14 protein-coding genes are annotated in these 13,791 nt (G+C 40.0%); 9 read left to right on the top strand and 5 right to left on the bottom strand.

All coding sequences use genetic code 11. The annotated features are described in order from the left end of the window. Positions 1-24 precede the first annotated feature (24 nt). Positions 25-594, top strand: a complete 570-nt coding sequence (locus ACP14Y_RS11185; RefSeq protein WP_424963044.1) for a hypothetical protein — start codon at positions 25-27, stop codon at positions 592-594. On the opposite strand, the gene prmC is transcribed toward ACP14Y_RS11185, so the two are convergent. Next, entirely contained in the window at positions 591-1,424 is an 834-nt protein-coding gene (gene prmC / locus ACP14Y_RS11180) for a peptide chain release factor N(5)-glutamine methyltransferase (protein WP_424963043.1), read from the bottom strand. The two genes, ACP14Y_RS11185 and prmC, sit on opposite strands and share 4 nt — an antisense overlap. Before the next feature lie 23 nt (positions 1,425-1,447). On the opposite strand from prmC, the gene ribD reads away from it, so the two are divergent. The 8 genes from ribD (at position 1,448) to ACP14Y_RS11140 (ending at position 8,966) form a co-directional block, all read left to right on the top strand. Further along, on the top strand, positions 1,448-2,473 hold the full coding sequence (gene ribD / locus ACP14Y_RS11175) for a bifunctional diaminohydroxyphosphoribosylaminopyrimidine deaminase/5-amino-6-(5-phosphoribosylamino)uracil reductase RibD (RefSeq protein ID WP_424963042.1): 1,026 nt from the start codon (positions 1,448-1,450) through the stop codon (positions 2,471-2,473). After that, positions 2,466-2,942, top strand: a complete 477-nt coding sequence (locus ACP14Y_RS11170; protein ID WP_424963041.1) for a GAF domain-containing protein — start codon at positions 2,466-2,468, stop codon at positions 2,940-2,942. The genes ribD and ACP14Y_RS11170 overlap by 8 nt, the downstream gene beginning before the upstream one ends. A 66-nt stretch (positions 2,943-3,008) precedes the next feature. Then, entirely contained in the window at positions 3,009-5,069 is a 2,061-nt protein-coding gene (locus ACP14Y_RS11165; protein WP_424963040.1) for a GAF domain-containing SpoIIE family protein phosphatase, read from the top strand. Beyond that, on the top strand, positions 5,062-5,400 hold the full coding sequence (locus tag ACP14Y_RS11160; RefSeq protein WP_424963039.1) for an STAS domain-containing protein: 339 nt from the start codon (positions 5,062-5,064) through the stop codon (positions 5,398-5,400). Before ACP14Y_RS11165 ends, ACP14Y_RS11160 begins: the two co-directional genes overlap by 8 nt. Further along, the gene (locus ACP14Y_RS11155; RefSeq protein ID WP_424963038.1) at positions 5,397-5,807 is read left to right on the top strand and encodes an ATP-binding protein; all 411 of its coding nucleotides are present in this window, start codon (positions 5,397-5,399) and stop codon (positions 5,805-5,807) included. Before ACP14Y_RS11160 ends, ACP14Y_RS11155 begins: the two co-directional genes overlap by 4 nt. Before the next feature lies 1 nt (position 5,808). Next, entirely contained in the window at positions 5,809-6,660 is an 852-nt protein-coding gene (locus tag ACP14Y_RS11150) for a peptidyl-prolyl cis-trans isomerase (protein WP_424963037.1), read from the top strand. Then, a complete protein-coding gene (locus tag ACP14Y_RS11145; RefSeq protein WP_424963036.1) occupies positions 6,614-7,963 on the top strand; it encodes a peptidylprolyl isomerase in 1,350 nt (449 codons plus the stop codon). The genes ACP14Y_RS11150 and ACP14Y_RS11145 overlap by 47 nt, the downstream gene beginning before the upstream one ends. 40 nt (positions 7,964-8,003) lie before the next feature. Continuing rightward, positions 8,004-8,966 (top strand): AAA family ATPase, encoded by a 963-nt coding sequence (locus ACP14Y_RS11140; protein ID WP_424963035.1) that lies wholly within the window; start codon positions 8,004-8,006, stop codon positions 8,964-8,966. Here ACP14Y_RS11140 and pheS read toward each other — a convergent pair. The 4 genes from pheS to ACP14Y_RS11120 all read right to left on the bottom strand — a co-directional run bounded on the left by pheS (position 8,963) and on the right by ACP14Y_RS11120 (position 13,745). Further along, the gene (pheS, locus tag ACP14Y_RS11135; RefSeq protein ID WP_424963034.1) at positions 8,963-9,970 is read right to left on the bottom strand and encodes a phenylalanine--tRNA ligase subunit alpha; all 1,008 of its coding nucleotides are present in this window, start codon (positions 9,968-9,970) and stop codon (positions 8,963-8,965) included. The two genes, ACP14Y_RS11140 and pheS, sit on opposite strands and share 4 nt — an antisense overlap. Positions 9,971-10,008: 38 nt before the next feature. After that, positions 10,009-11,097 carry a glycosyltransferase family 4 protein gene (locus ACP14Y_RS11130; RefSeq protein ID WP_424963033.1) on the bottom strand — a complete coding sequence of 363 codons (1,089 nt, stop codon included), beginning with the start codon at positions 11,095-11,097 and terminating at the stop codon, positions 10,009-10,011. A gap of 129 nt (positions 11,098-11,226) precedes the next feature. Next, positions 11,227-12,231 carry a UDP-glucose 4-epimerase GalE gene (gene galE / locus ACP14Y_RS11125; protein WP_424963032.1) on the bottom strand — a complete coding sequence of 335 codons (1,005 nt, stop codon included), beginning with the start codon at positions 12,229-12,231 and terminating at the stop codon, positions 11,227-11,229. Positions 12,232-12,380: 149 nt separating this feature from the next. Next, a complete protein-coding gene (locus tag ACP14Y_RS11120; RefSeq protein WP_424963031.1) occupies positions 12,381-13,745 on the bottom strand; it encodes an undecaprenyl-phosphate glucose phosphotransferase in 1,365 nt (454 codons plus the stop codon). Positions 13,746-13,791: the final 46 nt, after the last annotated feature.

The following is a 13,791-nucleotide window of genomic DNA, read 5'->3' as shown; positions in this document are numbered from 1 at the left end:
TGATCCAATTTATATTTTTGAGCCATGAGCGATCTGGTTCAACAGAGAAAGAAAATCATAGAGTCTTGGAACATTACCTGGAACATTAATAAAACAGGTAAATCAGGCCCAATGGGTTTCAAGTATATATTTCCATTTATTGCTGTTATTACCATTCCTGCAATAGGGCTTACCAACTACGCAATCCTGAACGAGTTTCTGAATCTCTCTCAAAGATTCGTATGGAGTGACATGACATTCTTTACTTCAATTTTTGTTTCATTAATGATTAACGCAACCCATCGGTATCATCTTGCGAGTTATTTGTATCAACACTATCATGAACTAGATTCGACCTCATTTACATTATCAGAAGAAGCAAACAAAAGGCTTAAAGAAATCATTATATTAAGCCAAAGACCGCTCATATTAATTACAAACGCCTTTGGTATTATCTTAGTAATAAATGGTTTTGTTTCTTATTTAGGAGATTTCCCTGTTATTTGGAAATACACCCTACCCATTTTTATCGTTTTTGAAATACTATTCTTTGTAAGTGGTTATAGGTATCTCAAGGCATTTAAAGAAATGAGAGCCGAATTTGAGGAGCGTTAATACTCTGCTCTCACCATTCGCTCCTTCCCTTGCATATCCTTATGGATTGTCACATCTGAATAACCTATGTTTTGAAGAAAGCCTTTTACTTCCCCACCATAGTTTTCGTGTATTTCAAAATAGATTCTACCTCCTTTCCTTAAGGATTCCAACCCTAACTCTGAGATTCGCTTATAAAAAATCAACGGGTCATCATTTGTAACAAATAAGGCTTGCTCTGGCTCATAATCAGTCACATTCTTACTCATCAAACCTTGCTCCTTCCGTGGGATATAAGGAGGATTACTGACTAAAATATCCAAATCAGATTCCGGTAAGTCTTCCTTCAAAATATCTGAAAGATAAAACTGAGTCTTGGCACCTAAATGTTTCGAGTTTCTCTCAGCAATGGCGATAGCTTCTGCAGAAACATCCGTTCCAAATACCAGGGTTTTAAATTCCAATGCAAGCGTTGTGGCGATACAACCAGAACCAACTCCAACATCAAGAATCCGAGGGTTTTCTATCTTGTTTTCATTGATGATTAGCTCGACTAATTCTTCTGTTTCAGGTCTTGGTATTAGTGATCCAGGAGCAACATGAAATTTTCTTCCGTAGAAATCTGCAATTCCGGTCACATACTGAACGGGTTCATGTTGCAACAACCTTTCAATGTAACTTTCAAGCTGATCCGATGCGATCTCTACTTTCTCATCAAAAAGGATTGCTGTCTTTGAAATACTAAAAGCATCCTCCAGCAAGAGGTAAGAGATATTCTCAGCCTCCCTTCTATCATAAACTTTTTCCAGCTGTTTCGCTGTTTCTTGCCAGATTTGCTTCACATTTTTCATTCGATAGCGAAATTACACACTCAGTGGATGATAGCCGATACATGCAACGAGCGCTGGCGCTGGCCGAATTAGGTAGAGGCCATGTCTCACCCAACCCAATGGTGGGATGCGTTATTGTGCATAGGGAAAAAATTATTGGTGAAGGTTATCATCAAAAATATGGCGAAGCGCATGCAGAAGTAAATGCAATCGCAAGTGTAAAAGACCACTCTTTACTTACTGAATGCACAGCGTATGTCACATTGGAGCCTTGTGCCCATCAAGGAAAAACTCCTCCGTGTGCTGATCTTTTGATTGAGAAAAAGCTCAAACGTGTGGTAGTGGCATGTCGAGACCCATTCGACCAGGTGGATGGTAAAGGCATTGAAAAGTTGGAGAAAGCAGGCATTGAAGTAACTATTGGTGTTTTGGAGAAGGAGGCACAAGAATTAAATAAACGATTCTTCACGTCGATTCAGAAAGAACGACCTTATGTCATTTTGAAATGGGCCCAAACCTCGGACAGATTTGTGGCCAGAGAGAATTATGATTCCAAATGGATCAGCAATCCTTACTCCAGACAACTGGTACATAAATGGCGTACGGAGGAAGACGCCATCTTGGTTGGAAAAAATACGGCACTGCATGATAATCCCTCTCTAACAGCAAGGGAGTGGAGTGGGAAAAATCCATTCAGAGTATTACTAGACAGCAATTTGGAAGTACCCAAAAATCATAATCTATTTAACGAAGAGGCTCCCACCTTAATCTTGAATTCAATCAAGGAAGAAAAATCCGGAAATATTGAATGGATTAAAACGGATATGAACAACCCATGGAGTGTGCTTCGAAGGCTCCACGAGCGAAAAATTCAGTCTGTTATAATAGAGGGTGGATCACAGACATTGAACTCTTTCATCAATGAAGACTGTTGGGATGAGGCAAGGATATTTTCTTCTGAAACGACTTTTGGAAAAGGCATAGCTGCCCCTGAAATAAAAGGTGAGGTAGAGAGAGAAGAAACTATTTTTGCAGATCAATTAACCATTTACAGAAACATTCATGGCTGAGGATTTAACATTAATCAAAGAAGGGACGAAAGAGGAAAAATACGAAGCATTGATTCCTCAGATCAACGGGCTTCTCTATGGAGAAACGAATCTCATTGCTAACCTGGCAAATATTTCAGCGGCATTGAAAGAAGGAATGGGTTTTTTCTGGGTCGGATTTTACCTGGTAGATTCGGAGGATGAATTGGTACTTGGACCATTTCAAGGGCCAGTCGCTTGTACGCGGATCAAAAAAGGGAAAGGCGTTTGCGGCTCTAGCTGGCAGAGGGAGCAAACCCTAGTTGTTCCAAACGTAGATAAGTTTCCCGGACACATCGCATGCGCTTCAGCATCTAAATCTGAAATTGTGATTCCACTCAAAAAAGATGGAAATATCATCGGAGTACTAGATGTAGATAGCGATCAGTTGGATGACTTCAATGTAACAGATGAAGAATATCTACAGCAGATTCTAAACCTTATTCCTTAACATACTTTAACTGCTTAGATCCACTCTTTAGCCTTTATGTAGCCCAAGGTCTGTATTTTTGTCGCCGTGTCAGACAAGGTAAAAATAAGGCTGAGCTTTCTGGGAGCGATCATTTGCTGGCTGCTATTCGCAGGCTCCAGCATCTACTTGCTTTTCGTGCAGAGCTATGACATGAAGGTGGATTTCTCCAACTTCTTCCCCCAGCTATGCTTTACCGGATTTGTGTTGGCCACATTTGCCTACTATCGGTACATGATCACCAAAGCAGATTCACTGAATTTCACAGACCTGCTATGGAAGGTTTTTATCACTGGCTTGGTTACCACTTTACTTTCATTAGCAATACGTTTCTTCCTCACCATTTTTGCTAATAGTACACTCGTTGAAAGTCCGCTTACAATCAATTTTTTCTATAATATTTTGATTGGATTAGTGGTGATCTTCATGGTCTCAACTATGGTGGTTTGGAAAAGACTGATCCTTTATCAAAAATCAAAAAATCTACTGCAGTTGTGGGGCTTCTTTGAGGTGGCCTTGCTAGCAGCTCTTATTTTTGACTTTCTTGGCTTCAGCTATGGGGATCAAATATTTAGTGTGGCTCTAGTCATACTTGGAAGCTTCTCTATCATCCTTGCCTTCAATTTGAAGTGGGTCGCTTACCTAAATTTTAAGCAGAAATGGAAGGGCATACTGTTTATCCTTTTGTCGGGAATATATCTATACCACTTCCTTTTGATGCTCTTCAGATTCTCTTATACAGAGGTTTTAGTCATCGACCTGCTTGACCGAGCATTCATCGCCGGAATGTTTGGGTTTCTTTTCGTTTATGCGGTCATTTCAATTCTTGTTACACTCTTCAACCTTCCAACCTCTTCCGTTTTTGAGCAAAAGCTGAAGGAGGCGCTGGATTTCCAAAAATTAAGTCAATCGATTCCTCGAGGAGAAACAAAAGATCAGACGTATGAAATATTACTAGAAAGCTCAATGAGCGCTGTGTTTGCCGATGCTGCCTGGCTGGAGGTGCGTGAAGAAAGTGGCACAACACAGGTCATTCGAAATCTCAAGGATGAAGATGTGGATATCATTAAATCTGCAATAAAGGGAGAGACCATTAAAGAAATACTGAATCTCTCCCTTAAAAGTGAAGCAAATCCAGGCAAGCTTACTGATGATTTGAAACATCCCCAATTCAAATCGATCATTGCATTGCCTATCATGGTTCAGAATAAGCAGGTCGGCTTCATTGTCCTGTTAAATGAGGTTTCAGAAGCATTCAATCGTGAAATGGTGAATATCATCACCACGTTTGTAAACCAGGCCAGCATTTCATTGGAAAACCTTTCACTCATCCAGGAATCCATTGAAAATGAACGATACAAGGAGCAACTTAAAATTGCTAAAAACGTCCAAAAAAGCTTGCTCCCTACCTCACTGATTAACAATGATCACCTGACGATGGCTGCCTTCTCCATGGCTGCTGATGAGGTAGGAGGTGACTATTACGATATCCTGGAGTACAAGAAGAACAGGTTCAGTTTGATTATTGGTGATGTGTCTGGTAAAGGTACCAGCGCAGCATTCCAGATGGCGCAAATGAAGGGGATTTTTCACAGTCTTGCCAGCCAGGGCGTGTCTCCCGAAGAATTCAACAAAAAAGCGAATATTGCGTTGAGTCAATGTCTGGAAAAGACTTCCTTTATTACAGCCACTTATTTCGACATAGACACCACGAAAAACGTTTTACACTTCTCAAGGGCAGGGCATTGTCCAAGTCTTTTCTATTGTAAGAATGAAAATTCGATTGACTTTTTGAAATGTGATGGAATGGGACTTGGCATGTTGAGAAACTCTAGTTACGGAGATTACGTTCATAGCAATACTGTGAATTATCATGCAGGTGATACCCTGCTTTTATATACTGACGGGATCACAGAGGCAAAAAACCCGGAAGGAGAACAGTATGGAAGCGAGCGCCTGAAAAAGGCTTTTACCGCCCATGCCTCAAAAGCACCCAATCAAGTAAAAGAAGGAATTAAAAAGGATCTCTCTGACTTTATAGGAGAAATGATAATAGATGATGATTACACTTTGGTAGTAGTCCAATTTAAAGACAACAAAAATGGCTGAGATAACCACCGAGAAAAACGATGGGGTACACTTCATCATGGTAAATGGAGAGATAGACGCTGGCTCCAGCATATATCTGGATAACGCACTAAAAGAAGCGATGGAGTCTGGTGAGAAGAAAATTGTGGTCGATCTGACAGATCTAAACTATATCTCTTCCGCTGGTTTAGGCGTATTTATTTCTCATCTGGATGAATTCAAGTTTCAAAGCATTGAGCTCGCACTTTTTGGAATAAATGAAACTGTAAAACAAGTGTTCGATATTCTCGGTTTGGAAAAACTGTTAACAATAGAAGAAAGCAAAGAAGCAGCAGTAGCCTCTTTTAAATGAGCAAGAAACTGACCATAGGATGCAGCAAAGATGAATTGGTGAGAATTCGCCAGTTCACTTCCGATATGTTGGAGGCGCAAGGTGTACCTGACCTTCAGGCACACAAGCTTGTACTAGCTGTTGACGAAGTTTGCGCCAATTTGATTATCCATGCTAATGATTGCAATCCTCAGAGTCACATAGAATTCAATATAGATTTTAGGCCAAAACAAATCATATTCACATTTAGAGATAAAGGAGTTGGTTTTGATATTAATGAGTACGAATCTCCATCCATGGAGGAGCTAATATCCACCCGAAGACAAGGTGGTCTGGGCTTAATGCTGGTCAAAAGAATAATGGATAAAATTGAGTTCTCTACTGAAAAGAATCACAATATTTGCAGGCTCATAAAAATGTATCCTTAAAGTGAGAAATATCCTCATTTTCAACATATTACTAATCTCAGGATGTCAATACTTCCAGCCCAAAGAGCAAACGGAAGAAAGGGTTATTGCCCGGGTGGGCGAGAAGGAGCTGATTGAGTCCAACCTAAATGCCCTGATCCCCGCAAATCTATCTCCGACAGACAGTGTCGTTTTTGTAGAGAAGTTTGTGTTAGACTGGGTGAAAAAGCAACTGATGATCAGTCGGGCAGAAGATGCCATCGATTTCAATGAAGCTAGAATTCAAAACAAGGTATTGGATTACCAGTATGCATTGATGGTGCATGAACTTGAAAAAAAATACATCGAAGCAAACCTGAATGAAGAAGTGAGTGATGCTGAGATTCAAAGCTATTATGATGAGAAATCAGAGAATTTTGTCCTGCGGCAAAATCTGGCGAAGTGTGTTTATTTTAAGATACCGTCAAAAGCACCGAATGTTTGGCGATTAAGAAGAGCCTTAAGAAACTACCCCAGAGACACTACGGAGGTATGGGAATATGCAGAGGAACATGCGGTAAAGGCATTCGTTGAAGACTCTGTGTGGGTCAAGTTTGACGAGGTACTTATTGAGACGCCATTAAAAGATGTAAATGATAAGGCAGCATTCTTGAAAACCAACAGCTCTATAGAAGTATCTGATGAAGATTTCATTTACTTCTTAAAGATATTTGAATACAAGACCGTCGGAGAAATTGCCCCGCTTGAATTCATCAAAGAGAGTGTTTCAGACATCATCATCAACAAGCGAAAAATTGCTCTGAAGAAAGAGCTGGAAAGAAAAATTTATGAAGAAGCAGAACAGACAAATGCGTTTGAGATTTATAGCAATTAGCACAGCATTACTATTTACATTTTCCTCATTTGCACAGGACAATGAGGTGGTGATTGACAAAATCATCGCTAAAGTAGATGATTACATCATTCTAAAATCAGAACTTGAGCGCTCTTATTTGGATTTTCTTTCTCGGGGAGAAATGAGAGGAAGTAATGCCAAATGTCAGATTTTACAGCAGTTGGTTGTAAATAAAATGTTGATGGCACAGTCTGAGATCGATTCTATTTTCGTTGACGACTCAGAAGTAAACAGCAACCTGGACCGAAGAATGTCTGTCATGGCACAGCAATTTGGAGGAGAGGAAGCCATAGAAAAAGCATATGGTAAAAGCCTTGAGCAAATCAGAGCTGAGATTTTCGACAACATCAAGGAGCAACTCACCATTCAGCGAATGCAGTCAGAATTGACTTCTGACTTGAAGGTGACTCCCGCAGAAGTAAAGAAGTTTTTCAAAAACATACCACAAGACTCGCTTCCATATTTTTCCACTGAAGTATCCATAGCACAGATCGTCAAAGAGCCTGAACCAGGTAAGACCCAAAAAGATAAGGTAAGAAATCTCATGCTTGATATCAGAAGCCAGCTGGAAAGCGGAATTGACTTTGCAGTCCTGGCTAAAAAATATTCGCAAGATCCCGGATCAGCCGCCAATGGTGGGCAGCTAGGCTTCTATAGCCGGGGTGAATTAGCCCCTGAATATGAGGCTGCTGCACTCTCCATGAAGCCAGGTGAAATTTCAATGCCTGTGGAAACCCAATTCGGGTTTCACTTGATTCAGCTCCAGGAAAAACGAGGCAACACCTATAAAACAAGACATATTCTAATTACCCCTCAGCCCAATCAGGATGACTTTATAAAAGCAGAGAACTTTCTGGATAGTATCAGAACCCTCATTAAGCTCGATAGCATCACTTTTCAGGCTGCAGCAAAAGAACACTCTGATGACCAAGCAACGTCCTCAGCAGGTGGTTTTTTTCAGGATGAAACCGGAGCTTTGAGAGTACCTGCTGAGCAGCTAGACCCCAATATATTCTTTACCATCGACACGATGAAAATAGGAAATATTACGAAACCAATAAGATATCAAAAGCAAGATGGTGGCTATGCATACAGAATCATCTATTACAAAAATAAAATATCCCCTCATCAGGCAAATCTGGATATCGACTATCAAAAAATTGCCAATGCAGCTCTTGCCAGAAAGAAAAATGCCAAAATTTCAGAGTGGTTTGAAAGGGCCAGGGGTAATGTCTTCATTGAAATAGACCCTGAATACGATTATTGTAACCTCGCCAACTAAATTACGATTAAAGAGGGGGCGAAACTAAAAAATCAATTACATGGCAGAAAATACAGATGTGAAACTAGCAGATGAGTTGGCTAAAGATTTTCAAAGTCTTGAAACAGAAATTTCTAAGAAAATCATCGGCCAGTCAGATGTAGTGCGGCTATTGATTACTTCCCTCTTCTGCAATGGGCACTCACTTTTGGTCGGTGTGCCCGGCCTGGCCAAAACACTCCTGGTCCAGACCGTATCCAAATGTCTTGGATTGGATTTCAACCGTATTCAATTTACACCTGATTTGATGCCTTCTGATATTTTGGGAGCCGAAACACTCGATAAAGAACGAAATCTTAGGTTCATTAAGGGCCCTATTTTCTCTAATGTAATCCTGGCTGATGAAATCAACCGAACCCCTCCAAAAACACAATCTGCGTTGTTAGAAGCCATGCAGGAAGGAGCTGTGACAGTGGCAGGTCATAATTACGGTCTTGATAAGCCATTCTTTGTGTTGGCAACTCAAAATCCAATTGAACAGGAGGGCACATATCCACTTCCTGAAGCTCAGCTCGATCGATTTATGTTTATGATCAAATTGGACTATCCGAAATATGAGGATGAAGTTGAGGTAATTAAAAGCACCACCTCACAACAATTAGAAGAAGTGAGTGAAGTCATTTCGAAAGAAAAAATTCTGAAATATCAAGAGTTGGTGAGAAAGGTGCCTGTTGCTGATAATGTATTTGAATACGCTGTTAATCTGGTCTCAAAAACACGTCCGGCTGGAGAGAAGGCAGATAAACTATCGCAGGAATTTCTTGAGTGGGGAGCAGGTCCGCGAGCAGGACAGTTCTTAATTCTGGCAGCAAAGTGTAATGCGCTTATTAATGGAAAATATTCTCCTGATATCGAAGACATAAAGCTGGTGGCAGCACCGGTTCTTCGTCATCGCATTGTCCGAAATTTCAAGGCTGAGGCCGAAGGCGTTTCAGAAGAAAAAATCATTGCTGATCTTCTTTAAAACTGCTTCAGGAACCTAACATCATTTTCTGAAAACAACCTCAAGTCATCAATTTGGTACTTGAGCATCGTGATGCGCTCAATACCCATTCCAAAAGCAAACCCACTATACCTGGTAGAATCAATTCCACAGTTCTCGAGTACGTGGGGATCAACCATTCCAGATCCTGCAATCTCCACCCATCCGGTTTGTTTACAAATCTTACACCCATCACCACCACAGATGAAGCAGCTAATATCTATCTCAGCACTAGGCTCTGTGAAAGGGAAATAAGACGGTCTTAACCTGATCTTGGTATTCTTACCGAACATCTCTTTAGAGAAATGATACAGTGTATTCTTTAAATCTTTGAAGCTTATATTTTCACCTACAACCAAACCTTCTACCTGATGGAAAAAACAATGTGCACGAGCAGAAATAGCCTCATTTCGGTATACCCTCCCCGGCATGATTGATCGGATTGGCGGCTTTTTCTTATTCATTAGCCTAATCTGAACATTTGAAGTATGTGTTCTCAACAGCACATCCGGATTCTTCTCGATGAAATAGGTATCCTGCATTTCACGTGCCGGGTGGTTTTCAGGGAAATTTAAGGCTGTGAAATTGTTCCAGTCATTATCTATTTCCGGACCATCCTCCACATTAAATCCCTGACGCTCAAATATCTCTATGATACGGCTTTTCGTTTGCGAAATGGGATGAATTGATCCTTCTCCCCCATAAGCTCCCGGAAGTGTGACATCCACATCACTGGATGAAGCCTTTCCAGCACTTACTGTATTTGACAACTCTTTTAACTTCGTTTGAGCTAGATTTTTAAGATTATTCAGCGCAGGACCTAGCTCTCGCTTCTGTTCAGCTGGTACTTGCTTAAACTCTTCAAAAAGGTCATTGATCACATTATTTCTCCCGACAAACTTCAAACGAAAGTTTTCAACCTCTTCCTCTGTTTTTGCAGTGGCTTTTTCAACTTCTGAAATAAATGATTTTACCTTTTCGAGCATATTAATTGCAGTTCAAGAATCAACCGCAAAAATAGCAATTAAACTGAGGTGTGCGATTTGCTCACCTTTATTTCCGGAGGAATAATTTGAGCTAGGCGTGCGGCCTCTCTTCTCATGAGCTTTCGGTCGAGTAAAGCGCCAATGGTCACAGTTGTAACGGTCATGATAAGCATGATCCATAATTCACCTATGTGTTGGAATCCTACTGCAAAAGCGATCATTAGAATATTATAGGAAACAAGGCTTAAGGTTGATTGACTATGATTCAACCCAAGCTTTAGAAGTACGTGGTGAATGTGGTTTCTATCCGGTGAAAGTGGTGGCTTGCCTGTAAAAATCCTAATAAGAATAACTCTAAGAGTATCGTAAACCGGCAATGCGAACAATGCTAAGCTAGTTGCTACAGGAGACAAAATGGTAGAAGGAGGGATAGGTGTTGTCAAAAATTTCACCATCAGAACGGTTAGTATAAATCCAAACACCATTGATCCTGTATCTCCCATGAACACCTTAGATGGATACCAATTGTATAATAGAAAACCTAAAGTGGCTCCTGAGACAGCAATAGCTAGTGTGGCGTTGACATACAGGCCACTTTGAAATGCTGCCCATCCTAAAAATGTAGCTATAACTAACGCAATACTACCTGCCAGTCCATCTATTCCGTCTATTAGGTTAAAAGCATTTGTCATTACAACAATGACAAACATGGTAAAAATCTCATCCATGAGCCACGGGAAGTTATTAATGCCAAATAATCCATTAAAGCCCTCTATTTTGACATCACCCAGGAAGACAACCAGGAAAGCAGCAAAAACTTGTACAACTAGTTTGTGCTGAGCAAGTAGGCTTGATAAATCGTCTCTCACTCCCAGCAGGAAAATAAGTGAAGTGGCACCTAAAAGATATTTTTCATTAGCTAATTCCGCAATTGGTAAAGCTAATAATAAGGCCATAAGCATTCCAATGAAGATCGCTATGCCCCCGAGTGAAGGCGTGCTTACACTGTGGATCTTACGCTTATCCGGCCGATCCAGTAAGTCAATGGATCTGAAAATCCTTATTACTACAGGCATCAAGGTAAGCGTTACTAAGAACGAAGTTGCTATGGCGAGCGGCAGTCCCATGATTATAATTTTTGTCAGACTTACGGAAATACTCCAAAAGCCTGATTCAAAAATGTTGATTTTTTAAGGGATATTTTAACTATTTCGGCAAAAGGATGGATTTTGTAGTTGAAATGCGGTCTGATGACATTATAAGGTTTTTTGCCATTTCCAGGCAGAGTGAGTCATATCATCCAACCCCAATTTAGCTTTCCAACCTAGTTTTTGGTTCACTTTGGTTGTATCAGCAAAGATTTTTTCAATATCACCGGGTCTTCGATCTACAATCTCATAGTTAAGCTTCACACCTGAAACTTTCTCGAAAGACTCGATCACCTCCAGTACAGAATAACCTTTTCCTGTCCCAACATTAAAGAAATCATAATTTTCTTCCATATTATCAGCAAACTCCAATGCTGATATGTGCGCCTGAGCTAAATCCACTACGTGAATGTAATCTCTAATGCAAGTCCCATCCGGTGTGTCATAATCTCCCCCAAACACGTTGAGTTTTTCTCTTATTCCAGCAGCGGTCTGAGTAATAAAAGGAACCAAGTTGTTGGGTACACCCAAAGGCAGTTCCCCTATCAATGCACTTTCGTTTGCACCAATTGGATTAAAATACCGCAGGGAAATGGCTTTAAAAGTCGGATTTACTAAACAGAAGTCCTCAATAATCTCTTCACAAATCTGCTTCGTATTTCCGTACGGTGATTCCGCGGGCTTTTTCGGAGTGTTTTCTGTAACCGGGAGTTTATCCGGCTGGCCATATACAGTACAAGAAGATGAAAAAACCAATTGGTTGACACCAAAATCTTTACTCACCTCCAAAAGATTAAGCAAGGATATTAGGTTGTTCTGATAGTATTGCAAAGGTTTCTCTACTGACTCACCGACCGCTTTAGAAGCTGCAAAATGGATGATTGCATGAATCTTATTCCTCTCAAAAAGGGATTTTACTTCATTCTTATTAGTTAAATCAAACGTTTCAAATACAAATTCCTTTCCAGTGATTTTGGTGATTCTATCCCTGACCTGAACATCAGAATTAGAGAGATTATCCACGACAATAACCTTATATCCCATTTCAAGGAGCTCAACACATGTATGAGATCCTATAAAACCAAGACCACCAGTTACCAAAACATTTTTCATTTATTCAAAGTTTTGGCAAAAGTAGTAAATGGATATCGGTAGTCTATTGAACATTTTAGAAGTTGTGTCAAAAGCTAGAGGCCAAAAACACACCCCTCGATCCCCTAAAGGGGAAGGGCAAAACCTCCAACTAAAGGCCAACAGCCAACCTAATACGCTTTTTGATCCCCACGTATAATTGATATGGCTGTAAGCAAAATAATCTTGAAGTCAAGTGTTAGGGACCAATTCTTCACATAAAAGCGATCCAACTTAACCCTTCCACTCATATCACTAAGTTCAGCAGTTTCTCCCCTGAATCCTCTCGCTTGGGCTAGCCCCGTAATGCCGGGTTTTACAGCATGTCTTTGCCAGAATCGATCAATTTGTGGTTGAAACTCTTCATTTAGAGCAATTGGGTGCGGTCTTGGACCTACCACCGACATATCGCCTAGAAATACATTGATAAATTGAGGTAGTTCGTCAATCGATGTTTTCCTGAGAATTGCACCAATTTTCGTAATGCGATTATCATTCTTTTTTGCCTGTTTGAATTCGGCATTTTTTTGAAAACTCATAGTTCTGAACTTCCAGCATAAGAAGTCTTCATTGTCCTTTCCATGTCTTTTTTGCTTGAAGAAAATAGGGCCTTTAGACTCCATCTTAATGAGCAAGCCAATAATTGGTATTAGCCAAGATAAAATGCCAATTAGCACGATTGAGGAAAAAAGAATATCAAAGGCTCTTTTAACAATTCGATTCATTTCATGATCGAGTGGAATCGTGTTGACATTAATGATGGGGATATTTCCATACTGTTCAATGGACAAATTATGCGTCATCAGTCTACTGAACTGTGATATTAAGTTGACCTTTATCAGATTGTTTTCTGCAAAATCAATAATTTCTTTCACATCATCTTCGCTAAGGTTTGGAAGATGGCAGAATATGATGTCGGTATTTTTCTCTAAAGCCATCTTTTCCAAATCATGGAGAGTGTTATCACCCTCAATTAAATCGTGTATCCCAACAAGATTATATCCTAGTTCCGGACTCTCATTAAAGTGTTCAATCAACGTTTCAGTCAAGTCTCCAGCACCAATAATAAAAACGTTTCGAAGATTATATCCCTTAGTCCTGGAATATCGAATGAAATAGTGCCAGACGGATCTCCAAACAATAATTGCAATCGTAAATACCAGATAGGTGACAAAAAGATACTTTCTGGAATATTCAACTGGTTGGAGCGCAAACCATAGTGCAAATACTATTGAAAGGTTAATTACCAATGCAGACAATACCCTATTGAGGTGATCCAGCAATTGAGACTGACGGTTAATATCCTGAAGACGACTACTAAAAAAAATCAGCACCCAAAGAATATTAAGGAATATATGGAGAGTAGCATACCTCTCAGGATAATCAAAAGAATTGAACTGATAGTAAGAAGCGGCAAAAAAACCTATGTTGAGTGATATCAGATCTCCTAAGAGGAAGATTATAAGAAAGTATTTAGAGTAGCGGTGTTGCGGCATAGCTCTTTGAAATAGATGCAAATATAGGGGCACTCATTTTCAAAAT

Source organism: Ekhidna sp. (assembly GCF_965247405.1).
GTDB lineage: Bacteria > Bacteroidota > Bacteroidia > Cytophagales > Cyclobacteriaceae > Ekhidna.
Note: the sequence above shows the minus strand (reverse complement) of the source record. Positions and strands in the feature narration are given on the sequence as shown.

What these genes read in the sequence shown, in the direction of transcription:
- ACP14Y_RS11185 (WP_424963044.1), top strand. Translation starts at nt 25, where the DNA reads ATGAGCGATCTGGTTCAACAGAGAAAGAAAATCATAGAGTCTTGGAAC.
- prmC (WP_424963043.1), bottom strand. Translation starts at nt 1,424, where the DNA reads ATGAAAAATGTGAAGCAAATCTGGCAAGAAACAGCGAAACAGCTGGAA.
- ACP14Y_RS11170 (WP_424963041.1), top strand. Translation starts at nt 2,466, where the DNA reads ATGGCTGAGGATTTAACATTAATCAAAGAAGGGACGAAAGAGGAAAAA.
- ACP14Y_RS11160 (WP_424963039.1), top strand. Translation starts at nt 5,062, where the DNA reads ATGGCTGAGATAACCACCGAGAAAAACGATGGGGTACACTTCATCATG.
- ACP14Y_RS11155 (WP_424963038.1), top strand. Translation starts at nt 5,397, where the DNA reads ATGAGCAAGAAACTGACCATAGGATGCAGCAAAGATGAATTGGTGAGA.
- ACP14Y_RS11145 (WP_424963036.1), top strand. Translation starts at nt 6,614, where the DNA reads ATGAAGAAGCAGAACAGACAAATGCGTTTGAGATTTATAGCAATTAGC.
- ACP14Y_RS11140 (WP_424963035.1), top strand. Translation starts at nt 8,004, where the DNA reads ATGGCAGAAAATACAGATGTGAAACTAGCAGATGAGTTGGCTAAAGAT.
- pheS (WP_424963034.1), bottom strand. Translation starts at nt 9,970, where the DNA reads ATGCTCGAAAAGGTAAAATCATTTATTTCAGAAGTTGAAAAAGCCACT.
- ACP14Y_RS11130 (WP_424963033.1), bottom strand. Translation starts at nt 11,097, where the DNA reads ATGGGACTGCCGCTCGCCATAGCAACTTCGTTCTTAGTAACGCTTACC.
- galE (WP_424963032.1), bottom strand. Translation starts at nt 12,231, where the DNA reads ATGAAAAATGTTTTGGTAACTGGTGGTCTTGGTTTTATAGGATCTCAT.
- ACP14Y_RS11120 (WP_424963031.1), bottom strand. Translation starts at nt 13,745, where the DNA reads ATGCCGCAACACCGCTACTCTAAATACTTTCTTATAATCTTCCTCTTA.